Here is a 21234-nt window from a genome sequence, read left to right as displayed (position 1 = left end):
CTGTTGACGCAGTGGGAAAACCAGTAAGAGCGAGAGTGGTCTCGCTAGAGTGCGAACGAGAGTGGTATCACGGTCGTGGGACTGTTCAGCGTTCGAGCGGGAACGGACCGTGTTCGTCGACGAACGCCATGTAGTCTTCTCGCTCTGCAACGAGTTCTGCCGGCAAGTCCGCGTAGATGTAGTCGAACAACTCCTCTGGACCGAGTTCTGGCGCCGCTTCTGCCGTCTCGACCGCCTCACGGAGTTCGTCGTCTGCGTCTTCGTACATCGACTCGACGAGTTCGTCGTCCACGACGCCCTCCGCTCGACAGAACTCCTCGAAGCGTTCGAGCGGGTCACGAATCCGCCACTCGGGGAGGTCCGGGTCGTCGTCGCGGTAGCGAGACGGGTCGTCGGCGGTGGTGTGGGGGCCCTGTCGGTACGTGAGTGCCTCGATGAGTACCGGCTCGCCGTCTCGGGCCTTTTTCAGCCCTTCTTCGACCGCTTCTCTGACCGCCAGCGGGTCGTTGCCGTCGACTTGCATCCCGTCGATGCCGTACGCGTCGGCCTTCGCTGCAATGGATTCGCTCGCAGTCTGGCGCTCGCGGGGGAGTGAGATCGCGTACCCGTTGTTCTCGCAGAAGAAGACGACCGGTGCGTCGAAGACACCGGCGAAGTTGAGCCCTTCGTGGAAATCCCCCTCTGACGTCGCCCCGTCACCGAAGCAGACCAGCGCCGCGTAGTCGTCATCGCGGTAGGTGGCGGCCATGCCAACGCCGGTGGCGTGGGGAAGCTGGCTCGCAATCGGAACCGCCTGTGGAAACACCGGAACGTCGTGGTCCGACTCGTACTCGGCGTAGCCACGGCGGAAGAGGAAGATGTCGCTCGGCGGGACGCCACGAGTAATCTGGAGTGCGTTCGACCGGTAGGTCGGCAGGAGTACGTCGTCGTCGCGCATCGCGTGTGCCGCACCAATCTGGGACGCTTCCTGCCCGCGGAACGGTGGATAGCCGCTCATCCATCCACGCCGCTGGAGGGCGAGTGCACGCTCGTCGAATCGTCGCGCTCGAATCATGTCGCGGAGGGCGGCGCGGGCGTCGTCTGCAGAGAACTCCGTGCCGTCCAACCCGCGCTCTGCGATGAGTCGGTGCATGGCGGTGGGTCACGGTCCTTCGTGATAAACGTCACCCGTTTCGAAGTGGTCTTCGAGAACCACCCGCCCGCGAGAGCGACAGGCCAAAGACCACCGCCTCCCTAGGCGGCGTATGGTCTCGGTGGTCAACCTCGTGCTCATGGTCGTCGTCGTCGGACTGCACACGCTTATCGCGGCGGTCATGACCCGCTTTTTCCGCCTTCGACTGAAGACGCAGTGGGGGTACGTGCTGTACGCGCTGTTACTCATTCCGCTGGTGTTGTTCTTCTCGACGCTCGTGTTTTCGGGCGTCCTCGGCATCGGCGTTGACCTCGGCAGCCCAATCGCCGCGCTCGGTGTGATGATTGGAATGCCGTTGGCGCTCGGGTTCACTATCGACACGCTCTACGTACCGCCACCGGAGGAGTTCGAGAACCTTCCAGAGTCCCGATGACGACAGCGCCGAACCCTGCGAGTTACGCTTCGTCGAGAATCGCTTCGAGTGCGGACTCGACCGCGTCGAGGACGTCTTCTGGCGGTTGGGTCGCGTCCACGCGAACGAACCGGTCCGGTTCTGCGTCGATGAGTCGCTCGTAGTTCGCACGGACCTCTGCGAGGTAGCCCGACTGTTCGAACTTGTTGGTCTTGCCACTTCGAGCGGCCGCCGTCTCGGGGTCCACGTCGAGGTAGATGGTCTTGTCCGGTGGTCGAGTGAACGCGGCGTGGATGCCTCTGATGTACTCCATCGGCCGTTTGATGTCGCTGTCGCGGAGCGACGCTCCCTGATAGGCGTAGCGCGAGTCAGAGTAGCGGTCCGAGATGACGAGGTTGCCCTCGGCGAGCGCAGGGCGGACGACCCGAGATAGATGGTCTGCGTGGTCGGCAGTGAAGAGAAAGAGCGTCGCCAGTGGGTCGGCGTCGTCGTCACCGATTGCGCGGTTGACCGCGTCACCGTACCACGAATCGTCGGTCGGTTCGCGGGTGAACACTGCATCCGAATACACATCGTGAAGGGCCTCCCAGACGGTGGTCTTGCCGCTTCCGTCGAGTCCCTCGAGCGTGACGAGCATACACCAACTGAATCGGCCCCAACGAAAAAGCACCCCGAACCGTTCGTGTCAGTGGTCGGGGGTCTGTACAGTGTGGTGTCTGGGGTCTGTACAGTGTGGTGTCTGGGGTCTGTACAGTGTGGTGTCTGGGGTCTGTACAGTGTGGTCGCCACTCGCCCGAAACGTTTCTAATCGGACTGGTTGGGAGCGAATTCGACTCTCGGCCCCCGTTAGCTTTACCCTCGTTCCGCCGGATAATACGGTATGAACGTCCTTGTCGTCGGCGGAAGTGGATTCATCGGTACGCACCTCTGTCGCGAACTCCAATCGCGTGGACACGCGGTCACTGCGATGTCACGCTCTCCAGACACGTCTGGACTTCCGGACGGTGTCGAACACACGGTTGGTGACGTCACCGACTACGACTCGATGGCCGACGCCTTCGACGGGAAAGACGTTGTCGTCAACCTCGTCGCCCTCTCCCCGCTGTTCGAACCCAAAGGCGGGAACAAGATGCACGACATCGTCCACAGACAGGGCACCGAGAACGTCGTGAAGGCAGCCGAGTCGCACGACGTGTCTCGAATCGTCCAGATGAGCGCACTCGGTGCCGACGCCACCGGCGACACCGCGTACATACGGTCGAAAGGCGAGGCCGAGCGTGCAATCGAATCGTCGAGTCTCGACTGGGTCATCTTCCGACCCTCTGTCGTGTTCGGCGATGGTGGCGAGTTCGTCTCGTTCACCAAGCGGCTCAAGGGGATGTTCGCACCGGGTGTCCCGCTTTATCCGCTCCCCGGAAACGGGAAGACGCGCTTCCAACCCATCTGGGTCGGTGACATCGTCCCGATGCTCGCAGACGCAGTCGAAGCAGACGAACACGTCGGAAAGACGTACACCATCGGTGGCCCGGAGAAACTCGACCTGCGCGACATCACCGAGATGGTCTACGACGCGGAAGGCAAATCCATCAGCATCGTCCCCCTTCCGATGGGACTCGCGGGCATCGGACTCAGTGTCCTCGGAGCGATCCCCGGATTCCCGATGGGCAAAGACCAGTATCGGTCGCTGAAGTTCGATAACACCACTGACGACAACGATGTGGACGCGTTCGGTGTCGAGATTGACTCGATGAAGACGCTCGGGACGTACCTCGACGAACGAAACTGACCCGACCCGACCTGACCAGAACCGAACTGAATCGGTGCGATTTCTGTTTATCACAGAACTGGTCTCTCACGTTTTTCGGAACGGTACTGAATCGAACAGGTGAGATACGAATAATTTATTAGTTAATTGATTATGAAAGCTGACTTTTCACGACTCTGAGGGGGTTCTAACGCCATAATGTGCGGTTAACACCCCTCCGACGTCACCCGTTTTTTTCACCTAACATTACAACGAGTTTACACGTCTATCCCACAACGCTTATGCCTGCCTTCGTTCTTCAATTCACGCAATGGCGAGGGGACCGAACCTATGAAGCTCGCAATGATCGGATTCGGGCAAGCCGGGGGAAAAGTAGTCGACAAATTCGTCGAGTACGACCGCGAACGAAACGCCGGTATCGTTCGCGCAGCAGTCGCAGTGAATTCTGCGAAAGCCGACTTGCTTGGATTGAAGAACATCCCGAAGGACCAGCGCGTCCTCATCGGCCAGTCCCGCGTGAAGGGACACGGCGTCGGTGCGGACAACGAACTCGGTGCGGAGATCGCCGAAGAAGACATCGACGAGGTACAGGGTGCAATCGATAGCATCCCAGTACACGAAGTCGACGCCTTCCTCGTCGTCTCCGGTCTCGGTGGTGGCACCGGGTCCGGCGGTGCGCCAGTCCTTGCGAAACATCTCAAACGCATCTACACCGAACCCGTCTACGGCCTCGGCATCCTGCCCGGGTCCGACGAGGGTGGCATCTACACCCTGAACGCCGCCCGCTCGTTCCAGACGTTCGTCCGCGAGGTCGACAATCTCCTCGTGTTCGACAACGACGCCTGGCGAAAGACAGGCGAGTCCGTCCAGGGTGGTTACGACGAGATCAACGAAGAGATCGTCAACCGCTTCGGCGTCCTCTTCGGCGCTGGCGAAGTCAAAGACGGACAGAACGTCGCAGAGTCCGTCGTCGACTCCTCGGAAATTATCAACACGCTGGCCGGTGGCGGCGTCTCGACCGTCGGCTACGCCTCCGAAGGCGTCGAACCTCGGAAGAAGAAGAACGGCGGCCTCCTGTCGCGACTCACCGGCGGTGACGAACCCGACGACAACCTCGACACTGCCCACACCACGAACCGTATCACCAGCCTCGTCCGCAAGGCCGCACTCGGTCGCCTCACCCTCCCCTGTGAGATCGAAGGTGCCGAGCGCGCACTGCTCGTCCTCGCTGGCCCGCCGGAGCATCTGAACCGGAAAGGCATAGAGCGCGGGCGGAAATGGATCGAGGAGCAGACCGGTTCCATGGAAGTTCGCGGCGGTGACTACCCGATTCCGGGCGCTGGAAAGGTCGCGAGTGTCATCCTCCTCTCTGGAGTGGCAAACGTGCCCCGCATCAAGGAGCTACAGCAGGTTGCCATCGAGGCACAGGACAACATCGAAGAGATTCGTCAGGAGAGCGAGTCCAATTTGGAGAACCTCATAAACGATGACGAGGACGAACTGGAGTCACTTTTCTAAGCTGGCTCTTGCGCTCGTCGTCCTCCTGTCGGTTGCGGCAGTACCGGCAGGTGCGGTGAGCGTTGCCTCCGAGGACGCGCCCTCCGAGGCACAGGTCGACTCGAAAGTGACTGCATCGGTCACACTCGACGAACTGTACAAGAACCCACAACTCGAAGCCTGGAGTCTCCAGGGTGAGACTGAACTCGAGGATGTGACGTGGACCGTCACGTACTACGACCAGACGGGCGCGAAAGTCGACCAGCAGTCCTTCGACGGGCAGAACTTCACCGGGGCAAACGTCGTCGCTGACGACGGAACCAGTGAAGTCGAAGTCTCGGTGACGGGAACGGCACCCGAGGTCGGGAACTACACCTACGACCCGGCGCAGACGTTCACCGTCATGCGGCTCAATCAGACCCGCGAAGGTGGCTCCAGTAACGATATCGGCTCGTGGTCGGCCCACCACTACACCGACGAGAGTGCCGCTGCACGCGACAAACTCGACAGTGCGAAAGCGGCGATCGCCGCTGCCGGTGGTTCGAACACGCAAGACGCACAGAACCAACTCAACAACGCCGTCGAAGCCTTCGAAGGCGAAGAGTTCGGCCTCGCGTCGAACCTCGCTGAAGACGCTGAGACGAAAGCCAACAAGGCAAAGCAGTCGAGTCAGACCACGCAGCTACTCATCTACGCGGCTGGTGGCCTGCTCGTCGTCGGCCTGCTCGCAGGTGGCTTCCTCTACTGGAAGTCCCAACAGCAGACGTACGACAAACTGGGATAACGTTTCATGCGAGTCGTCGTCCCCTTTGGGGTTGACTCCCCGAAGACGCGACTCGCGCCATTTTTCGACGCCGACGAGCGACGCGACTTCGCGCACACGATGCTCCGGGGCGTTCTCGACGCAGTCGAATCCGCGGGCGGTACCCCAGTCGTTCTTGCTGACGCACCGCTCGACATCGACGAGCAACGCTCGTCAGACCGTCAGACACAGTCTGACGACATCAACGAAGACGTCCCAGTCATCGTCGACGACCGGCCGCTAACCGACGCGGTCAACGGCCAACTCGGCGGCGACGAACCGGTTGCAATCGTCATGGCAGACCTCGCGCTCGCGACGCCGGAGTCACTTACTCGGTTGTTCGACACGCCGGGTGACGTGGTGGCCGCACCGGGACTCCGTGGGGGAACGAACGCGCTCGTCGTGCGAACACCCGCCTTCTCGGTCGACTACCACGGGGCGTCGATTGCAGACCACCGGGCCATCGCGGACGACGCCGGCGTCTCGTTCGTCGAACTCGATTCGATGCGTCTCGCCGTCGATATCGACGAACCGAGTGACCTCGTCGAGGTTCTCTTGCACGGAGACGGCCGAATACGAGCGTGGCTCGACGCCGCTGGCGTCGCGCTCAGCGACGACGGCGGGCGTATCGATGTGGTGCGGCGTCGCCGATAGGACCATAATGCTCCACGTGAAATATTGACAGGCGCGGTGTGTTCGTGTGCCCGGCGGGAACTGAGGCAACGTGCGCCGCGCTCCCGTGCCGTCTTCGAGACGGTGCGGGTGACGAAGTGGAGTCCGAACGTCGCGGCGGTTAGGCGAGTTTCCTGTACTGGGATTCGACGTCTGACGCCTCTTCGGATGGGTCAGGGTCGTGTCTGGCACCAATACCCCGACCCACTCTCAACTTCTGTCTTGGACAACACCGCGAGTGACACGTTTTTGGTGGTCCGTCGCAGACCGAGTGGTATGTTCCCCGGTGCCGACGAGTACGGAGTCGATATCGACATCGACGACGCCGAAATCGACCGCCTCCTCGCGGTTACTCCCGACGATGTCGAGGCACCGACAGCGCTCTCGTTTTCACGGAACGTGTTTCTCCCGCTGACCACCGCCTGTCGGTACACCTGTACGTACTGTACCTACTACGACGTGCCCGGCGAGGCGACGCTCATGTCGCTCGACGAGGTTCGAGACGTGGTGCGAATGGGCGCAGATGCCGGCTGTACGGAAGCGCTGTTCACCTTCGGTGACGAACCCGACGACCGGTACACCGAGATTCATCGCCAACTCGACGAGTGGGGCTACGACGACATTCTGGAGTATCTGGTCGCCGCCTGTGAAGTCGCCCTCGACGAAGGACTGCTCCCACACTCGAACCCCGGTGACCTCACCCGCGAGCAGTTTGCCAAACTCGCACCAGTGAACGCCAGCATGGGTGTGATGCTGGAGACGACAGCAGACGTCGCTGCGCACTCCGGTGGGCGGCGAAAGACACCCGGACAGCGCCTCAACACCATCCGTGCTGCCGGTGAAGAAGGCGTCCCGTTCACGACGGGCATCCTCGTCGGCATCGGCGAGACGTGGCGCGACAGAGCAGAGAGCCTCCTCGCCATCCGCACGCTCCACGAACGGTACGGCCACATCCAGGAAGTCATCGTCCAGAACGTCGTCCCGAACGAGCGGTCGACCTTCGAACGCCCCTCGAGAGCGACGATGCGACGCGTCGTCGCGATGGCGCGGGTTGCACTCCCCGACGAGATATCGGTGCAAGTGCCACCCAATCTCTCTGAGGCCGCCAGTCTCGTCGATTGCGGTGTCGACGACCTCGGTGGTGTCTCACCGGTCACCGACGACTACGTGAACCCCGAGTACGCGTGGCCAGCACTTCAGGAACTCGCAGACATCGCCGACGAAGCAGGCGTTCCACTCCGCGAGCGATTGCCCGTCTATTCGCGGTTCGTACCCGACGACGTTCGCCCACCCGAAACGACGCCCGCACCCGCCCCACAGAACGGAGATGCGTGGATTCGGCCACCCATCGCCGAGCGTCTCCGAGAAGACGACGTTCACGGCGAGCGACTCCGTCGAGTCGCCCGTGGCGCTGGACCACTCTCGACACCCGAGCGATAGTCGGTGTCTCCTGAGTCGGCCACGCCACTCACACGCCACTCAGATGCCGAACCAGTCTGGCATCCGCTTTCTGAAGCCCGTGTAGAACAGCGCGATAGCGATGCCAACCACGACGGCGACACGAATCGCACCGTCGAAGACGAGCAATGGTGGGATCGCGAACAAGAGCGTCAGTCCAAGGTCCTCGGGTGCACCGTCGTACCGAACGAGATAGCGCGGGCGAAGCCAGTGTTTCGCGGGGTGGACGTAGACAGCGCGGTCTGAGGTTCGGTTCCACGGACGGAGTTCGTCGCCTGCACCGAACCAGTCCGTGATGGAGTGGATGCCCGCCGAGAGGAAGAAAAACGCCAGTGCGACGGTGAGTGCGGCTGGTGCTGTGACAGCGACGGCCCCCAGCGCAGCCGCTGCGAGGGTGTAGTAGACAGGAAAGTGCAGCGTCTTTCGGTGGACGCCGACGAAGAGGTCCACGTCGGGAAAGACCCCGCCGAGGAGCGCACCGATGGCTGCAGGCACTGCGAGTTCCGGTGCGACCTGTGTCAGCGGGACGACGACGGTGAGACCCACCGCCGCGTGAGTCGTCGCCATCATATCAATCGTCTGCCGTCGCCGGGTCGCGGCGGCGTTCCAGCATCGGCGTCCCGTCGGCGCGGGGGCCGAGCATCGGCCCGTGTGTGTCGTCGTCCGGGTCCAGTGGTCGGCGTGTTCGGTAGTCGGTCGAGCGTTCGACCGGTCGGCGTCCGATTGCGGTTATCATGTCGACGTACTCCTCGAACGACCGGAACTCGCCGAACTCGCCGCCGGCGCGTTTCGTAATCTCTTCGGAGAGAATCGTCCCCATCAGGTCGTCCGCTCCGCAGTTGAGCAGTTTGAGCGCCTTCGCGTTCCCAAACTTCACCCACGACGACTGGATGTGGTCGATGTTGTCGAGATAGAGACGCGAGACGGCAATCATGAGTTCGTCTTCGTCGTCCGATGCGCCGCCAGTGACGAGGCCACGGTCGTACAGCGGCGTGTTCTGGTAGACGAACGAGAGCGGGACGAACTCGGTGATACCGCCGTAGCGGTCCTGTAAGTCGCGGACGACGTCGAGGTGCATCACGCGGTGCATCTCGTTTTCGACGTGGCCGTACATGATGGTCGCCGTCACGTCCAATCCGGCTTGCATCGCGCCTTCCATCCCAGCGACCCACTCGTCGGTGCCGATTTTTCCGGGACAGATGACGTCTCTCACTTCGGGGACGAGAATCTCCGCGGCGGTTCCGGGGGCGCTGTCGAGGCCCGCCGCTGCGAGGCGGCGATAGACTTCTTCGTAACTCCAGTCGGTGCCTCGCTTGGCGTGGTGGGCCTCTTCGGGCGTCATCGAGTGGACGTGGACGCCATCGACAGACATCGCATCGAGTTGTGCCGCGTAGGTCTCGGGGTCGATATCGTACCGTTCGGGTGGTTTGTAGTTCACTTCGGCCGCCGGATTGTCGTACGACTCGAGAATCTCACGGTGTTCCTCGTCGAGGACGAGCGCCGGGTGGAGGCCAGAGACAGACGTGACCTCGTAGATGCCCATCTCGACGGCGTCCGCGACGATGTCGCGGGACTCTGCGGGCGTCTTGGTGAAGCCCTGATGGTCTACCTCGGAGTCGGACTCGAAGAGGTGGGCGGTGTTCTTGAAGTTGCAGAAGAGACACCCGGTCGTGCAGGCCGTCGTCACGTTGTTGTTGAGGTTGGCGACGAACGTCACGTCGTCGCCGACGACGTCGGCCCGGCGACGGTCTGCTGCCTCCAGGACCAGTTCCTTTCTGCCGGGGTCGATTCCCTCGCTGTCGGTTCCCGTCGTCATGAGTTCGACGCCGTCAGCGATTGTGAGGCGCTCACCCGCTCGTGCCTTCGTGAGGGCGTTTTCGAACGATTGGTCGGTCTCCGGGACGTGGTCGAACCCGAAGTCGTCGCGGGCGGCACCGGTCATGGTGATGATGAATGCGCTACGGTCGTAAAAACGAGGCGGTCCGAGGAGTAGTTCGAAACAGGGCCGAATCGCGGGTGGCCGACGCGACGACTCAACGAACCCGACGACTCGGTGCTGTTGATACCCTCAGTCGCTGATAGTTTGTTGCGGCCGTGCTGAATAGAGAGCGCGGATCTCGCAAAGACACTACTCAAGAGACTCGCCATCCGAATCGATCACTACAGAGTTCGCAGTGGTCGTACACGCCTGCAGGTCGGATTCGTAGCTGCCTCATAGCCGGTTCACCTGCGTTGGTTTCTTACCATCCCATCCCCGGATTTTCTGCGGCTTGCCGTATCCAGGAAGCGACCTGCTCTTCGTCCAGTTCGTCTGTCTCCTTCAGATCAAGGGCCTGTCTCTCCGGCCCTGTCCCGCTGGGTGGCTTCGGTTCAAGGTACGTTCCACTCACGAATGACAGTTTAACGTGTTTCGAGAACACACTGAATGAGGCGAACCATCCCTGGTCCTCAACGCCATAGAACGGCTGGTGATACCTCACAGCGCGTCGAACGTGGGGCACTTCGTGTTGAATAATCTCGTCGAATCGTGTCGCAACCGTGCGCTTCCACCCCGGTAGCGCTGCGATGTACGCCTGTACCGCTGCCGAACCATCGGTATCATCGTCCCGCCGTGCCGCCTGGTATCGGTTACTCCGTTTGTTCCATTCCTCCTGCGTCGGAACCTGGTCTGGCAGCTCGATGTTTCCGAAGTCCTCGTCCACGATGAATTTCTCTCCCTCTCGGCCTGATATCGCAGTGACGACCAAGATCGAGTCTGATTCTCCGGGTCCAGAAAATTGGTCGAAGTTCAGCCGCAACGTCCCTCCTCGCCAGTGGCGGGCGAAGCCCACCCATCCTTCAGGATGGTCGTCCCGGGAGTCTTGCTCTACCCGGAAAAGACCCATCAGCGCTGGAATAACGTCGGCACCCCATTGGAGTCCCTTTTCAAGATCCGTGAAACGAATCCCCTCGTCGTGGTCGGCATCGTAGTAGGGTGCTCTGATTGTTCGATTCGCCATCACGAGTTCGGAGACCCGTTGGGCTGTTAGTGGGCCGGACACGCTCATGTTTACTCACCAAGATGTTGTTTGGGAACATCAAAACTCTCTACGTTCACAGAACACCGTTTTCAGCCAGAGCAGTCTGAAACAACTCCGCTCTCGGTGCTGCATACATGCTCTCCATTCAACACGCCATTTCTTTCAAATTCAGCGGATTTCAACTGAGCCGGCGACTGGCAGAAAGGGTTACCCGCCCGGACCAAGAACTGTCGTGTATGGAACACTCGGCGGCATCCGACACTCCCGAGACGCCCGATACCCCCGAAGCACCGCCCAGTGAATACGACTCGTCCACCGACGAGGATGGTGAGAGCCTCCTGTTTTCGGCAATCGTCGGTGCCATCGCCAGTATCGTCCTCTCGCCCTTGCCGGGGTCGACGATTCTCGGCGGGGCACTCGCTGGCTATCTCACCGGCACAGACCGCGACGTGGGCGTGAAATCCGGCGCACTCTCCGGCCTGTTCGTGAGCCTCATCGCCGTCGTGCTGGGATTCGTCGTCCTCGGGTTCTTCAGCATCTTCGCGATCGCGGCCCCCAACACAGGTTTCGGACTCGGTATCCTCGGGCTCGCGCTCATCGTACTCGTCGGACTGGCCGCTATCCTGCTCTACACCGTCGGCCTCGGTGCACTCGGCGGGTATCTGGGTGCGTACCTGCACGAAGAGTTCGCGTAGTTGGCGTCTCCAACGGTAGACGTTCGGGCCAAACAGACAGTCCGACAGAGGGCCACTATCTATTTTCCTCGCGAAACGCTAGTTGCCAGTCCAATGTCCGACGATACCGAGGCGGACGTGACCGACCGAAACCCGGACGTCGAAGACGACGGCGGACACGGGATTACGGTCGACGGCGGCGGCGACGCAGGTGCATCGTCACCCGAAGAGACCGAGGAAGTCGACGCCGAGAAGCCGGGTGAGGCCGAAAAGCCGGACGCTAAAGACGAGGTGCGGGAAGAAGAAGCGGCCGAGTCGGAGAACGTCGACAACCACCGCGACGACGAACCGTTCTACTCCTGACGAAGCCGCGAGTGAACCGACCTCGACCCCACGCAGTCAGAGTCGATTTTCGACCGCTGGCAGGAACTCCGTGAGGTCGGACCGCACGACTCTATCCGCGCTATCGTCGTACTCCGTCGGGTCGAAGTTGACGACGACGAGCGACCCGTCTCGGGCGGCACGCTCTTCCAGTCCCGCTGCCGGGTGGACCGACAGTGACGACCCGAGCGCGAGAAACACGTCCGCCTCGTCTGTGACCTGTCTCGCTTCGGCGAATGCGACGCGTGGGAGCTTCTCACCGAAGAGTACGACGGCGGGTTTGACGACACTCCCGCAGTCGGGGCACGTCGCCGGGACGTCGTCGGCCCGAACCTGTTCGAACGCCATCTCGGCGTCGAATCTGGCTCCGCAGTCTTCGCAGACAACGTCAGAAGCGTTGCCGTGGAGTTCGACGACACGCTCTGACCCGGCATCGCGGTGGAGTCCATCCGTGTTCTGCGTCACGACTGCGTCGAGGATGCCTCGTGCTTCGAGCGTCGCGAGCGCGTCGTGGGCGGCGTTCGGGTGCACGTCGTCCGGGAACATTCGCTCGTGGAGTCGGAGTCGGTCACGCCAGAAGCCAGCAGGGTCGGTGTCGAACCGCCGTCGGTGGAACGATGCCGGGTCGAACTCGGTGTTCCAGATGCCGTCGTCGCCGCGGAAGTCCGGGATTCCCGAGGCAGTACTCATCCCTGCACCGGTGAGCGCGACGGCGCTGTCCGCGTCGCGAAGGCGGCGTGCGACCCACTCGACGTCGGCTTCCACGTCGGCGTTCATACCCGATAGCATGGACGGAGGGCGAAAAAGCACAGTGGTCGGAGAGGGGGAACCAGTGTCCAGTGATGAGCGAGTTCGTGCATAACTCTGGCAATGTACTCGCCCGAGATACACACAGAAGTGGAAGGTTCTTAGTGGGATGAGTGCAGAGGTGCGACCATGACTAGCGTGAAGGACTTCCGCGTCGAGGAGGAGCCGACGGCGACCGACCTCGGCCGGGGCCGATTCGTCTTCTCCGACCGCTACTCGGTGTTCGACTGGGGCGAGATGCCCGACCACATCCCGAACAAGGGAGCGAGTCTCTGTCTGATGGGCGCGTACAACTTCGAACTCCTGGACGTGAACCACGTCCCGACACACTATATCGGAGTCATCGAAGACGGCGAAGTCAAAGACCTCGGTGAGTGTGAGTCGCCGCCGACCGAGATGGCCATCGAACTCACGCAGGTTCCGGACCTTCCGCACGAAGACGGCGAGTACGACTACGACGCCTACCACGAGGTTGCCGGCGAGAACTACCTCATCCCGCTGGAAATCGTCTTCCGCAACACCGTTCCCGTGGGGTCGAGTCTCCGCAAGCGCGGTGACCCCGCAGACTACGGACTCGACTTCGACCAGTGGCCAGACGAACCCCTGGACCTTCCCCAACCAGTCGTCGAGTTCTCTACGAAGTACGAAGAACAGGACCGTTATCTGGACCGCGACGAAGCAGACGAGATTGCAGGTGTCGTGGACCTCGACCAACTCGAAGAACTCGCACTCGCAGTGAACCACATCCTCACCCAGCAGGCCGCGAAGGCCGGGTTCTCTCACGAAGACGGGAAAATAGAGTGTCTCTACCACGACGGCACCGTGAAAGTCGCAGACGTGGTCGGCACGTTCGACGAGAATCGCTTCTCGTACGACGGCCAGCAGGTGTCGAAAGAAGTCGTCCGCCAGTACTACAAGCGCGTCCAACCCGACTGGGTCGATGCTGTCTCCGCCGCCAAGCAGGAGGCCATCGAGACGGGCGAACCCAACTGGCGTGAGTCGTGCGAAGTCGAACCCGAGAACCTGCCTGACGAAATCGTCGAAGCCCTTTCGGATATCTACTGCGCCGGAACGAATGCGTACGTGGACTACGACTGGTTCGACGCGCCATCTATCGAAGACGCTGTGGCGCGCGTTCGTGACCTGTAAGGCGGACAGTAAAGAGATGCGCTGACGTTCGTCTCGTTTTAATAGTCTGTTTTTCCTACCTATCCGCGACTAACAATACGGGCATCGGTCGTCTACCCAGACGCAATGCAACGTTCAGACATTGGGAGACGGCGGTTTCTTCGGTCCATCGGGGTAGCAGGAGTGTTGGTGGGTGGAATCGGTGTGAGTCCGGCCACTGCACAGGGCCACGTACCACCTGACCAGCGGAACTTCCGTGCCCACCTCACGGGGAGCGAAGAGGTACCACCGGTCGAGACGAAGGCACAGGGGCAAGTGCTCGTCTCGTTCGACAAGGAGTTCACAGAACTCAGCTACACCCTGATCGTCGCCAACATCGACGATGTCGTGGCCGCACACATCCATTGCGGGCCTGCGGGTCAGAACGGCCCGGTTGGGGTGACGCTGTTCGGGGGTGGGCCGACGTCAGCAAACGGCATCCTCGCAAAAGAGACAGTTACAGAACCCAACCCCGGAAACGCGTGTGATTGGACGTCGTTAGAAGACGTGTACGACGCTGTCCAGAGTGGCGAGGCGTACGTGAACGTCCACACGCTTGGCAATCCCAGCGGTGAGATTCGCGGACAGTTGGACTAGGCAGTCTCACTGACCAGCGTCCAACCGGGCCGGGAATACACCGACAGACAACGTTGTGGAGACAGACCGTTAGAGGTCTCTCCCGGTCGCTTCTTCCGCAACTTCCTCGACGCCTTCCGAGACTGCTTCTTCGACGCCGCCATCGCGATATCCTTCGATTGCTTCTAACAGTACCTTGAGAACGTTCATGGCCCAGAAACAGTTTGGGTTGATAATAAGGTACTGGCCGGGGGGACACTGCCGGTCGTAAGACTTCCTTAGTCGAATCGCTCGTTCTTCTCCATTCCTTCGGCGTCGTAACACACCAACTCCACTCGATTCCCCTCCGGGTCCGAGAAGTAGAGCGAGCGCCACTCGACCCACTCGTGGTACGCGAAATCGAGTTCGAGTCCGTGGCTTCGCAATCGCTCGACTTCGGCGTCGAAGTCGTCGGCGTCGATACTGAACGCGAAGTGGTCGATGGTCGTCTTCTTCTGGTCGATTCCTGAATAGCCGTCGGCCTCAGTTCGGTCGAAGAGGACGAACACCGCCTCGTGGCCGCCATAACTCTCCCCGAGCCCGAAGAACGTGACCGTCTCGAAGTCACCGATAGGGTCGCCAAGCCCGACGACGTCGCGATAGAACGCACGCATCGCCGGCAGGTCCTCGACACGGAGCGCAAACTCGCCAAGTGCACGGACTGCGCCGGGGCCGTTCGGTCGGCCAGCGAAGTCAGGGACGTCGGAGTCGCGCCGTGAATCTGAGTCGGTCATCGCCCCCTATGTATGAGGGGACGAGAAAAGTCTTCAGTCGTCCGACTGTTCGAGTGCTGCGGGCTCTTTCTTCCCGAGGGCGTCGATGATGCCGTCGACGGGGCGGTCTGGGTTCGCCGCCTGTGCCTCGCGAGAGAGACCGAGTTGATAATCGGCAGCGTCGGCTTCCTCACGAAGGCTCGTGCGCCCACGGTGGACCGACAGAGCATCGTCGAGGTGGAGTTGGACTGCGTCGAGCAGTGCGTCTGCCTCCAGCGGTTGTCCGCGAGTCTTTATCTCGTCGATAGCCGCGTCGTCTGGCACGTCGAACGCTCGCTGGGTGATAACCGGGCCCTGGTCGAGGTCGGTCGTCACGTAGTGCGCGGTGACGCCCGCGATGCGGACACCTTTCTCCTTGGCCTGTCGATAGGCGGCGGCACCCGGGAAGGCAGGGAGCAGTGACGGGTGGATGTTGATGATGCGGTCTTCGTAGCGGAAGACCACGTTCGGCCCGAGGATGCGCATGTAGCGCGCGAGGACGATGAGGTCCACGTCGTACTGTTCGAGCAGTTCGATGAGCTTGTCTTCGTCAGCAGTGCCCTTCTCGTCACCGATGTCGTGGAAGGGAACGTCGTAGTGACTCGCCAGTGGTTCGAGCGTGTCGTGGTTGCCGATGACGACCGAGATATCCGCGCCGAGGTCGTCGTTCGCCCACGCCTCGAACAGCGCTTCCAGACAGTGCGATTCCTTCGTGACGAGGACTGCAATCTCGCGTGTCTGTCGGTCCGACGGGAAGCGAACCTGGACATCCACGCCCAGGTCGTCACCGAGGTCCGACAGTGCGTCGCGGAGTTCGTCGCGCGTACAGGTCATCTCCGAGGTGTCCGCATGCAACGTCATCCGGAAGATTCCCTCGCGAACCGCCTGGTCTAGGTCCTCGACGTTGATTCCGCGCTCGAACAGCAGGGTGGTCACGTTCGCGATGAGCCCAGTCTTGTCTCCTCCGATGACCGTAATTTCGGTTAGTTCTCGCGTCATACCGTCACCTCCAGCCGTTCGAAGCTGAACATACACCGCCTTGCGAGAGCGAGCGATAAACCGCTGTCGTTCTCCGCAACGAACTCACATCCGAGTTCGGTTTCTACCGAACGAACGGGTTTCTGTATACTGGTGTACAGAACTGCGATTCTGTTCACCATTATTGTCGCCCGAAGAGTCGTCGATACCAATGAAGTCACCCAGTACTCACACGCCGCGTCTCGCCGTATTCGGCCCACGTATCGCGCTCGTCGTCGCAGGGAGGCGTGCACAGTAATGTCATCGCACGAATCGATTAAGTCCGACACCGACGAATCATGGGCTATGCGTTCCCGTGACGTTCCGGCGTCCGTGGACTCTGCGAGCGAGCAGGCGTTTTCGCTGCTCGCCGACGAGACACGGCTCGCCATCCTTCGGACACTCGCAGACGCGCCGCGTGACCCGCTCACGTTCTCGCAACTCCGCGAGCGGGTCGGTGTCGCCGACAGCGGTCGGTTCAACTACCACCTCGGCAAACTCACCGACAACTTCGTGAAGAAGTCCGAGGCGGGCTACGAGCTCCGTCTCGCCGGCTGGAATATCGTTGGTGCCATCCTCGCCGGCGCGTACACCAGGGGTGACGACATCGGTCCAATCCCACTGGACCATCCCTGCCCGACGTGTGATGGGCTCGTCGAAGCCACCTACGAAGACGAACGCGTGCACATCCGCTGTACCGACTGCGACAAGACGATGTTAGACGCCGGTATTCCGCCGGGTGTGCTGGAAGACTACGACGACGCAGCGCTCCCAGAAGTTGCAGACCGATACGTCAGGTCGCTGTTCTCGCAGGCACGAGACGGGTTCTGTGTGAGCTGCCAGGGACGTCTCGAGAGCCGTCTCGAAACCGATACGGACGAACTCCACCCAGACGTCGTCTGCGACGAACCCCAGGCCGTCTACAGTTGTACGCGCTGTCGCGAAGAACTCATCGCTGGCGTCGGAATGGCGTATCTCGACCACCCTGCAGTCGTCTCGTTCTACTACGACCACGACGTCGACCTCTCGCAACCGAATCTGTGGGGAACTGCGTGGCACGACAAACCGACGCTCACCGTCGTCTCGGACGACCCACTCCGCGCACGCGTCGACTTCGAAGTCGATGGCGACACGCTGTCGCTCGTCATCGACGACACGCTCGACGTTCACGACGTAGCACGGTCTCCAGCCCCGTAACCGCCGGGTCCCGAACAGTATCCACCTTCTTGCATATCAAACGCGACCCAAAACCGTTTTTGCACATCACCACGCATCGTCATCCGATGACCACCTACACCGCGACGGTGACGGTGCGCCTCAAGCGTGGCGTACTCGACCCGGAGGCGGAGACCACGAAGCGCGCGCTGGAACGACTCGGGTTCGAACTCGACGCGTTGCGTTTCACCGAACGGTACGAAGTCGACCTCGACGCGGCGGACGCCGACGCGGCGGCCGAGCGCGCCGACGAGATGGCCGAACGCTTGCTGGCGAACCCGACCATCCACGACTACGAAGTCGAGGTCGCCGAGGCGTAAGATGATTGCAGTTGTGCAGTTTGGCGGGTCGAACTGCGATCGAGACGCCGTTCGTGCGCTGTCGGGCCTCGGCCTCGAAGCCGAACGTGTCTGGCACGAAGACCCACTCCCCGAGGAGACGACGGGCATCATGCTCCCTGGTGGCTTCTCGTACGGCGACTACCTGCGCGGTGGTGCGATGGCCGCTCGGTCGCCGATGATGAACGCCGTCCGCGACGCCATCGACCGGGGGCTTCCTGTCCTCGGCGTCTGCAACGGTGCACAGGTCGGCTGTGAGGCCGGTCTGACGCCCGGCGCGTTCACCACGAACGCAAGTGCTCGGTTCCAGTGTGAACACGTCTACCTCCGCGTCGAGAACGACGACACACCGTGGACTAACGCGTACGAAGAAGGCGACGTCATCGAACTCCCTATCGCTCACGGCGAGGGGCGCTTCGAAATCGACGACGACGGCTACGAAGAACTGGAAGCCAACGACCGTATCCTGTTCCGCTACTGCGACGAAGACGGAAACGTCACCGACGACGCGAACCCCAACGGGTCTCGCGGCAACGTCGCCGGAATCCTCGGCGCGTCCGAATCTGTCGCAGTCTTGATGCCGCACCCAGAGCGCGCGTCACTCCCAGAACTCGGGAACACGGACGGTCGAGGCGTCCTCTCGGGCTTCGTGGGATAACTGGACTGCCGAAACTCGACAGCCGGTAGATTTCGATAAAAAAGACCGCCGCAGCGGCGGTGAGCGGTACAGGGTCGGATGGGCAATTGTAACAGCGTACACGATGAGCGATGGTTGGAGTTTTCCCGACCCGCATACCGCGTACTATGGCATGAGTGCGCGAGGAGCGTCCGTGGCAATCCATGCCTCGGTGTTCTCTTCCTCGCGGATCTCAAACCATCCATCCGCATAATAGACGGTCTTGTACGTGTGTTTCGTCATGATGGCGGGCAGTCCGGGTGGGCACGTGTCCGAACTCCCGAATGTGATAACGAGTTGCATCCACTTTGATACGAATAGCCTATCTGAATCGTTAGGAGGGCGTTACCCTCCGTTGGGGCATCCTAACAGCGACAAGTCACGTAAAAATAGACATGTCTACTCGCGAAAACTGGACAGATAGATAGAACGCTAACCCGACCTTACCGGACGAGCGGCATGTTGTAACTCGTCTCGGCGTCGAGGACGTACTCCCACGTTGCCTCGCACGCACAGGACACCTGGTCGAAGACGCTGGGGTCCTGCCGGAGATTGAAGTCTTTGACCGCTTTGAAGACGAGTTCGTCGCACTCGCCGCAGTTGTGGGCACCGCGTTCTTGACCGCCGCCAACCGGGTCGGAGACGACGATGGCGTCGACGTCGACCGTCTCGCGGAGTGCCTCGACAACCGACCAGAGCCACGGCGGTCGGTAGCCACCGTTGAAGAAGAGTTCGTCCACCATCGTGTAGCGCTGGACGTTCGTCGGGTTCATCGAGACGGTGTGGCAGTTGTCCACGGCGGCACAGCGTCGGATAGACGACTTCATGTCTTCGAGTGCTTCCGGTTCCGAGAGGAACGGCGGTTTCATCAGGAGGTAGGCTTTCACGCCGCCACCTGCCGCCTCGGCCTCTGCACAGGCGTCTTCGAAGTCGGAGAAGTCGAAGTACTTGTTGACGCAGTCGTGGCGAACACGGTCCGTCGCAGTTTCGAGGCCGATTGCCACGTCCGTCTCCAGCCCACGATCGGTGAAGTCCGCGAGTTTCTCGCGCGTGACGAAGTCCGGCAGCGACTCGAGGACCATCCGGTCGCGGTCCGAAAACGTCTCGGCGATGGCGTCGCGCGTCTCGGCGGGCACTTCGCGCTCGTCGAGGAACGACCCGGAGGTGTAGATTTTGATGAGGCCGGCTTTCTCGCCGTCGTCCATCTCTTCGGCTTCGTGGTCGAGACAGACCTGAATCTGGTCCATGAGCGCCTCGTGAGAGACGGTTCCGCCTTCGACGGACTCGGCGACGTAGCCGCACATCGTACACCCGCCGGCGCGTGCCCAGCGGCACCCACCGGTGTTGAGAATAATCGTCAGCGAGTCGTAGACGCCGTCGGGCGTGTTGTCCTCGTCAATCCACACCCGCGTCGGCTCGTGAGGGTCGTAGGTCTTCTGCTTCCGCGAACGGATGTCGCGCATCACCTTGTTGTGCGCGTCCATCCCGCGTCCCCGCTCGTAGACCTCGGGGCTCGGCTTACTCATTGGACTCTCCTATCGGATGGGGGCGTAAAGCCGCTTCGTCTGGCGTGCGCCCGCGAGGGGGGAAATACCTCAGGACATCGCAGTCAGGTTGTCACAGGACATACTCAGGACAGCACAATCAGGACATTGCAGTCAGGTTGTCACAAGACTGCATTGCGTCGCGTCGTCACGCAAATTGCTGTCCGCTGACGTTCATATATCTCGGGGCCCTACGCTCTGGTATGAACCGTCGTGCCCTCCTCTCACTCGTCGCGGCCAGCGCCACTGGCCTCGCGGGATGTGGCTCACCCGAGGGGGAGACAGAGACGGAGACACCCACTCCAGAGGGCGGAACCACACCGGAGACAGCGACAACGAGGGTGGAAGAACGGGTCGAACGCCAGCTTTCGGTCTGGAATCCGACACCCAATCCCGTGTTTACGACGGTGGTCGTCATGCGCGACGGACGCGACGTCTACTTCGACAACGTGGACCTCGTTCCCGGTGGGCGAGTCACGAGTCGCGTGGCCGTCCCACGTGGAGAGACCGAGATAGTAGTCGAGACAGACACCGGCATCCGAGCGCGTTCACCGTGGACTGTCGACGACAGTGGCGACGGATTGGAGGTCGTCCTCGGACGAGAGACGGCCGAGTTCTGGGGGCGAGTTACGTGCAACCCCAGTCGAGAGTGCGCGATAGCAACGGGTGGTGAGACCGAAAACCTCCCACTCGTCGGTGACGGGTCGGGTCGATGGTACGCCCCAGCAGGCATCGTCGTCGAGAACCCCGGGAGCGAGACCACGGCCAGACTGCAAGTCGACCTCTTCGGGTCGGTGCTGTTCGACCGAACGTATCGAATTCCATCACAGACTCGACTGGCGGTGCCGGTGACCTATCGGACGGGAACGTACGGTGTCGTCCTCGAAACTGACGAGATAGTCGTCGAGACGACGTGGCCCGTCCCCGACGAACCGACGAAGTACGTCGACACCCAGAGTGGCGACTTCGGCTGCGGGCCGGCGAACACGACGCTCACGCTCGCGAACTTTGACGACGAACCCCACCAACTCTCGGTCCGAGTCGAATCGGCGTCGGATACGTTCGACGAGCAGTTCGACCTCGACGCTGGTGAGTCTCGTGACATTGTGCCGTTCGTCGAGTCTGGACCGAAGCAGGTCGTCGCCCAGATCGAGACGGGCGCGGAGGTCACTGGAACGTGGTGGTCGTGCCCGCCGCGAGGCCCCGCGAGCGTGGTCGTCGACGCCACTGGAAGCCTCGCACTCAGAGCTGAAGGACCGAAACCGGGTTGACATCCTCCCTACCTCAAAG

General features: G+C 61.5%; 24 protein-coding genes. 14 read left to right on the top strand and 10 right to left on the bottom strand.

Translation table 11 applies throughout. The features are described from left to right. Positions 1-85: 85 nt before the first annotated feature. The gene (locus ACK3SC_RS12340) at positions 86-1132 is read right to left on the bottom strand and encodes a thiamine pyrophosphate-dependent enzyme (RefSeq protein ID WP_416840491.1); all 1047 of its coding nucleotides are present in this window, start codon (positions 1130-1132) and stop codon (positions 86-88) included. A 112-nt stretch (positions 1133-1244) separates the two neighbouring features. Between ACK3SC_RS12340 and ACK3SC_RS12335 the strand changes: the two genes are divergently transcribed. Then, positions 1245-1565: a hypothetical protein gene (locus ACK3SC_RS12335; RefSeq protein WP_416840490.1), complete on the top strand. Its 321-nt coding sequence runs from the start codon at positions 1245-1247 to the stop codon at positions 1563-1565. A gap of 22 nt (positions 1566-1587) precedes the next feature. On the opposite strand, the gene tmk is transcribed toward ACK3SC_RS12335, so the two are convergent. Continuing rightward, entirely contained in the window at positions 1588-2181 is a 594-nt protein-coding gene (gene tmk / locus ACK3SC_RS12330) for a dTMP kinase (RefSeq protein WP_416840489.1), read from the bottom strand. A gap of 243 nt (positions 2182-2424) precedes the next feature. Between tmk and ACK3SC_RS12325 the strand changes: the two genes are divergently transcribed. The 5 genes from ACK3SC_RS12325 (at position 2425) to cofG (ending at position 7720) form a co-directional block, all read left to right on the top strand. Then, positions 2425-3330: a complex I NDUFA9 subunit family protein gene (locus ACK3SC_RS12325; protein ID WP_416840488.1), complete on the top strand. Its 906-nt coding sequence runs from the start codon at positions 2425-2427 to the stop codon at positions 3328-3330. Between the two features lie 309 nt (positions 3331-3639). After that, a complete protein-coding gene (locus ACK3SC_RS12320; RefSeq protein WP_416840487.1) occupies positions 3640-4827 on the top strand; it encodes a tubulin/FtsZ family protein in 1188 nt (395 codons plus the stop codon). Next, a complete protein-coding gene (locus ACK3SC_RS12315; RefSeq protein WP_416840486.1) occupies positions 4796-5590 on the top strand; it encodes a hypothetical protein in 795 nt (264 codons plus the stop codon). The genes ACK3SC_RS12320 and ACK3SC_RS12315 overlap by 32 nt, the downstream gene beginning before the upstream one ends. A 6-nt stretch (positions 5591-5596) precedes the next feature. After that, entirely contained in the window at positions 5597-6262 is a 666-nt protein-coding gene (gene cofC, locus ACK3SC_RS12310; protein WP_416840485.1) for a 2-phospho-L-lactate guanylyltransferase, read from the top strand. A 294-nt stretch (positions 6263-6556) separates the two neighbouring features. Further along, positions 6557-7720, top strand: a complete 1164-nt coding sequence (gene cofG, locus ACK3SC_RS12305) for a 7,8-didemethyl-8-hydroxy-5-deazariboflavin synthase subunit CofG (RefSeq protein ID WP_416840484.1) — start codon at positions 6557-6559, stop codon at positions 7718-7720. 39 nt (positions 7721-7759) lie between these two features. Here the strand turns inward: cofG and ACK3SC_RS12300 are convergent, their stop codons facing one another. The 3 genes from ACK3SC_RS12300 to ACK3SC_RS12290 all read right to left on the bottom strand — a co-directional run bounded on the left by ACK3SC_RS12300 (position 7760) and on the right by ACK3SC_RS12290 (position 10785). Beyond that, positions 7760-8308: a metal-dependent hydrolase gene (locus ACK3SC_RS12300; protein WP_416840483.1), complete on the bottom strand. Its 549-nt coding sequence runs from the start codon at positions 8306-8308 to the stop codon at positions 7760-7762. Between the two features lies 1 nt (position 8309). Then, positions 8310-9680 (bottom strand): 7,8-didemethyl-8-hydroxy-5-deazariboflavin synthase subunit CofH, encoded by a 1371-nt coding sequence (gene cofH / locus ACK3SC_RS12295; protein ID WP_416840482.1) that lies wholly within the window; start codon positions 9678-9680, stop codon positions 8310-8312. A gap of 298 nt (positions 9681-9978) precedes the next feature. After that, the gene (locus ACK3SC_RS12290) at positions 9979-10785 is read right to left on the bottom strand and encodes a DUF1801 domain-containing protein (RefSeq protein WP_416840481.1); all 807 of its coding nucleotides are present in this window, start codon (positions 10783-10785) and stop codon (positions 9979-9981) included. Between the two features lie 209 nt (positions 10786-10994). Here ACK3SC_RS12290 and ACK3SC_RS12285 point away from each other — a divergent pair, with 209 nt between their 5' ends. After that, positions 10995-11453, top strand: a complete 459-nt coding sequence (locus ACK3SC_RS12285; protein ID WP_416840480.1) for a DUF5518 domain-containing protein — start codon at positions 10995-10997, stop codon at positions 11451-11453. Between the two features lie 93 nt (positions 11454-11546). Then, the gene (locus tag ACK3SC_RS12280; protein ID WP_416840479.1) at positions 11547-11795 is read left to right on the top strand and encodes a hypothetical protein; all 249 of its coding nucleotides are present in this window, start codon (positions 11547-11549) and stop codon (positions 11793-11795) included. Between the two features lie 36 nt (positions 11796-11831). On the opposite strand, the gene ACK3SC_RS12275 is transcribed toward ACK3SC_RS12280, so the two are convergent. Further along, positions 11832-12590 (bottom strand): NAD-dependent protein deacylase, encoded by a 759-nt coding sequence (locus tag ACK3SC_RS12275; RefSeq protein WP_416840478.1) that lies wholly within the window; start codon positions 12588-12590, stop codon positions 11832-11834. Positions 12591-12749: 159 nt separating this feature from the next. On the opposite strand from ACK3SC_RS12275, the gene ACK3SC_RS12270 reads away from it, so the two are divergent. Both ACK3SC_RS12270 and ACK3SC_RS12265 read left to right on the top strand, forming a co-directional pair. Next, positions 12750-13769: a phosphoribosylaminoimidazolesuccinocarboxamide synthase gene (locus ACK3SC_RS12270; RefSeq protein WP_416840477.1), complete on the top strand. Its 1020-nt coding sequence runs from the start codon at positions 12750-12752 to the stop codon at positions 13767-13769. 183 nt (positions 13770-13952) lie between these two features. Further along, positions 13953-14384: a CHRD domain-containing protein gene (locus tag ACK3SC_RS12265; RefSeq protein ID WP_416840476.1), complete on the top strand. Its 432-nt coding sequence runs from the start codon at positions 13953-13955 to the stop codon at positions 14382-14384. A 257-nt stretch (positions 14385-14641) separates the two neighbouring features. Here ACK3SC_RS12265 and ACK3SC_RS12260 read toward each other — a convergent pair whose 3' ends face one another. Together ACK3SC_RS12260 and ACK3SC_RS12255 are read right to left on the bottom strand one after the other, a co-directional pair. After that, positions 14642-15136 (bottom strand): VOC family protein, encoded by a 495-nt coding sequence (locus ACK3SC_RS12260; protein WP_416840475.1) that lies wholly within the window; start codon positions 15134-15136, stop codon positions 14642-14644. A 33-nt stretch (positions 15137-15169) separates the two neighbouring features. After that, positions 15170-16153 carry a formyltetrahydrofolate deformylase gene (locus ACK3SC_RS12255; protein WP_416840474.1) on the bottom strand — a complete coding sequence of 328 codons (984 nt, stop codon included), beginning with the start codon at positions 16151-16153 and terminating at the stop codon, positions 15170-15172. Positions 16154-16477: 324 nt separating this feature from the next. Here ACK3SC_RS12255 and ACK3SC_RS12250 point away from each other — a divergent pair, with 324 nt between their 5' ends. From ACK3SC_RS12250 to purQ, 3 genes are all read left to right on the top strand, one after another. Next, positions 16478-17368, top strand: a complete 891-nt coding sequence (locus tag ACK3SC_RS12250; protein ID WP_416840473.1) for a winged helix-turn-helix domain-containing protein — start codon at positions 16478-16480, stop codon at positions 17366-17368. 86 nt (positions 17369-17454) lie between these two features. Beyond that, the gene (gene purS, locus ACK3SC_RS12245; protein WP_416840472.1) at positions 17455-17706 is read left to right on the top strand and encodes a phosphoribosylformylglycinamidine synthase subunit PurS; all 252 of its coding nucleotides are present in this window, start codon (positions 17455-17457) and stop codon (positions 17704-17706) included. 1 nt (position 17707) lies between these two features. Further along, on the top strand, positions 17708-18382 hold the full coding sequence (purQ, locus tag ACK3SC_RS12240) for a phosphoribosylformylglycinamidine synthase I (RefSeq protein ID WP_416840471.1): 675 nt from the start codon (positions 17708-17710) through the stop codon (positions 18380-18382). A 144-nt stretch (positions 18383-18526) separates the two neighbouring features. Here purQ and ACK3SC_RS12235 read toward each other — a convergent pair whose 3' ends face one another. After that, entirely contained in the window at positions 18527-18703 is a 177-nt protein-coding gene (locus tag ACK3SC_RS12235; RefSeq protein ID WP_416840470.1) for a hypothetical protein, read from the bottom strand. A 140-nt stretch (positions 18704-18843) separates the two neighbouring features. Further along, entirely contained in the window at positions 18844-19926 is a 1083-nt protein-coding gene (locus ACK3SC_RS12230) for an archaeosine biosynthesis radical SAM protein RaSEA (RefSeq protein WP_416840469.1), read from the bottom strand. A gap of 221 nt (positions 19927-20147) precedes the next feature. Between ACK3SC_RS12230 and ACK3SC_RS12225 the strand changes: the two genes are divergently transcribed. Continuing rightward, positions 20148-21215, top strand: coding sequence for a hypothetical protein (locus tag ACK3SC_RS12225; RefSeq protein WP_416840468.1), 1068 nt, complete (start codon positions 20148-20150; stop codon positions 21213-21215). Positions 21216-21234: the final 19 nt, after the last annotated feature.

The sequence above is a fragment of the Haloferax sp. DFSO52 genome (assembly GCF_048158745.1).
In the GTDB taxonomy this organism is placed as follows: Archaea; Halobacteriota; Halobacteria; order Halobacteriales; family Haloferacaceae; genus Haloferax.
This window is presented reverse-complemented; position numbering and strand designations above follow the sequence as displayed.

What these genes read in the sequence shown, in the direction of transcription:
- ACK3SC_RS12340 (WP_416840491.1), bottom strand. Translation starts at nt 1,132, where the DNA reads ATGCACCGACTCATCGCAGAGCGCGGGTTGGACGGCACGGAGTTCTCT.
- ACK3SC_RS12335 (WP_416840490.1), top strand. Translation starts at nt 1,245, where the DNA reads ATGGTCTCGGTGGTCAACCTCGTGCTCATGGTCGTCGTCGTCGGACTG.
- tmk (WP_416840489.1), bottom strand. Translation starts at nt 2,181, where the DNA reads ATGCTCGTCACGCTCGAGGGACTCGACGGAAGCGGCAAGACCACCGTC.
- ACK3SC_RS12325 (WP_416840488.1), top strand. Translation starts at nt 2,425, where the DNA reads ATGAACGTCCTTGTCGTCGGCGGAAGTGGATTCATCGGTACGCACCTC.
- ACK3SC_RS12320 (WP_416840487.1), top strand. Translation starts at nt 3,640, where the DNA reads ATGAAGCTCGCAATGATCGGATTCGGGCAAGCCGGGGGAAAAGTAGTC.
- ACK3SC_RS12315 (WP_416840486.1), top strand. Translation starts at nt 4,796, where the DNA reads ATGACGAGGACGAACTGGAGTCACTTTTCTAAGCTGGCTCTTGCGCTC.
- cofC (WP_416840485.1), top strand. Translation starts at nt 5,597, where the DNA reads ATGCGAGTCGTCGTCCCCTTTGGGGTTGACTCCCCGAAGACGCGACTC.
- cofG (WP_416840484.1), top strand. Translation starts at nt 6,557, where the DNA reads ATGTTCCCCGGTGCCGACGAGTACGGAGTCGATATCGACATCGACGAC.
- ACK3SC_RS12300 (WP_416840483.1), bottom strand. Translation starts at nt 8,308, where the DNA reads ATGATGGCGACGACTCACGCGGCGGTGGGTCTCACCGTCGTCGTCCCG.
- cofH (WP_416840482.1), bottom strand. Translation starts at nt 9,680, where the DNA reads ATGACCGGTGCCGCCCGCGACGACTTCGGGTTCGACCACGTCCCGGAG.
- ACK3SC_RS12290 (WP_416840481.1), bottom strand. Translation starts at nt 10,785, where the DNA reads ATGAGCGTGTCCGGCCCACTAACAGCCCAACGGGTCTCCGAACTCGTG.
- ACK3SC_RS12285 (WP_416840480.1), top strand. Translation starts at nt 10,995, where the DNA reads ATGGAACACTCGGCGGCATCCGACACTCCCGAGACGCCCGATACCCCC.
- ACK3SC_RS12280 (WP_416840479.1), top strand. Translation starts at nt 11,547, where the DNA reads ATGTCCGACGATACCGAGGCGGACGTGACCGACCGAAACCCGGACGTC.
- ACK3SC_RS12275 (WP_416840478.1), bottom strand. Translation starts at nt 12,590, where the DNA reads ATGAACGCCGACGTGGAAGCCGACGTCGAGTGGGTCGCACGCCGCCTT.
- ACK3SC_RS12270 (WP_416840477.1), top strand. Translation starts at nt 12,750, where the DNA reads ATGACTAGCGTGAAGGACTTCCGCGTCGAGGAGGAGCCGACGGCGACC.
- ACK3SC_RS12260 (WP_416840475.1), bottom strand. Translation starts at nt 15,136, where the DNA reads ATGACCGACTCAGATTCACGGCGCGACTCCGACGTCCCTGACTTCGCT.
- ACK3SC_RS12255 (WP_416840474.1), bottom strand. Translation starts at nt 16,153, where the DNA reads ATGACGCGAGAACTAACCGAAATTACGGTCATCGGAGGAGACAAGACT.
- ACK3SC_RS12250 (WP_416840473.1), top strand. Translation starts at nt 16,478, where the DNA reads ATGCGTTCCCGTGACGTTCCGGCGTCCGTGGACTCTGCGAGCGAGCAG.
- purS (WP_416840472.1), top strand. Translation starts at nt 17,455, where the DNA reads ATGACCACCTACACCGCGACGGTGACGGTGCGCCTCAAGCGTGGCGTA.
- purQ (WP_416840471.1), top strand. Translation starts at nt 17,708, where the DNA reads ATGATTGCAGTTGTGCAGTTTGGCGGGTCGAACTGCGATCGAGACGCC.
- ACK3SC_RS12235 (WP_416840470.1), bottom strand. Translation starts at nt 18,703, where the DNA reads ATGCAACTCGTTATCACATTCGGGAGTTCGGACACGTGCCCACCCGGA.
- ACK3SC_RS12230 (WP_416840469.1), bottom strand. Translation starts at nt 19,926, where the DNA reads ATGAGTAAGCCGAGCCCCGAGGTCTACGAGCGGGGACGCGGGATGGAC.
- ACK3SC_RS12225 (WP_416840468.1), top strand. Translation starts at nt 20,148, where the DNA reads ATGAACCGTCGTGCCCTCCTCTCACTCGTCGCGGCCAGCGCCACTGGC.